Genomic DNA, 1,136 nt, shown 5'->3' on the forward strand with positions numbered 1-1,136 from the left:
TTGTTCTGGTCAAGTTTTTCCGGACACCGACTACGGTAATTAAGCGGCCTGCTGCTCCATTGCTATTGGCGACAGGTAGTTGTTGTAGCTGTGGAGCCTGATTCGGTTGTATCGCATGAAGAAGCTGGTCATATCCTGCCTGGCTTCTTCAACTGTCGTGTAGCCCTTGGTGGGCACCCACTCTGATTTGAGTGTCCCGAAGAAACGCTCTGTTGGCGCGTTGTCCCAGCACTGCCCCCTACGGCTCATGCTTTGCGTTATCCCATGCTCCAGCAGTGCGGACTGAAAGAGCTGGCTGGTGTATTGGCAGCCTTGATCCGAATGAAACATCAAGCCTGCATGTTTGCCTCGAACCTCCGCCGCCATTCTCAGCGCTCTGCTAACCAGGTTGGCGTCATTGATCAGAGAAAACGCCCAGCCAACGATTCGGCGGGCGAACAGATCAATGACCGCTGCTAAGTGATACCAGCGTTTCCCAACCATCAGGCTGGTAACGTCGCCGCACCAGACCTGATTGATTGCGGTTGGCTCGAAGTTACGCTCGAGCAGGTTCTTGGCCACAAATGCTTCGACGCCTCTAGAGCGATACTGATGGCGGCGGCGCTGTCTGCTGGCCAGATTTGCCTCCACCATGAGTCTTCCGGCCAGATGCCGTCCCACCTTGATCTGCTGGGCCTTCAAGTGCTGAGAGATCATCCGCGCGCCTGCACTTCCCCTGCTTTCGACATGCAGTTGCACGACTTTTGCTCTGAGCGCGTCACGCTTGGCATTCGGCGCTGAGTGACGCTTAAGCCAGTCATAAAACGCGCTGCGGGAAACGCCCAGCGCACTACAAAGTAGACGGGTCGGATATGAGCTCGACTCCCTCAGCTCCTCGATCAGGAAAAACGATCGGGATCCGACATCAAGAGAGCCGTAGCCTTTTTTAAGATTTCAGCCTCGGTCTCCAGGCGCTTGACCTTGGCTCGCAGCTGTTGAAGCTCTCGCTGTTCGTCGCTGATTGCCTTGGTACCTGCCACTGGCTGCCCTTTCTGACGCTCTTTACGAACCTGATCAACCCAGCGGCGCAGAGCCGTAGGACCAACGTCCATCGATGCACAGACGTCAGGAACTGAGCAGTTATCATCAAGAACCAT

The 1,136-nt window shown here is 55.5% G+C and carries 2 protein-coding genes; both read right to left on the reverse strand.

Going from position 1 to position 1,136, the window contains the following annotated elements:
- Window positions 1–39: 39 nt before the first annotated feature.
- Entirely contained in the window at window positions 40–882 is an 843-nt protein-coding gene (locus K7431_RS30795; RefSeq protein WP_043205180.1) for an IS3 family transposase, read from the reverse strand.
- Window positions 879–1,136 (reverse strand): transposase (locus tag K7431_RS30800; RefSeq protein WP_224265986.1); only part of this gene is annotated, 258 nt, incomplete at its 5' end. The genes K7431_RS30800 and K7431_RS30795, both read right to left, overlap by 4 nt.

Source organism: Pseudomonas fluorescens group sp., from assembly GCF_020093335.1.
In the GTDB taxonomy this organism is placed as follows: Bacteria; Pseudomonadota; Gammaproteobacteria; order Pseudomonadales; family Pseudomonadaceae; genus Aquipseudomonas; species Aquipseudomonas petroselini.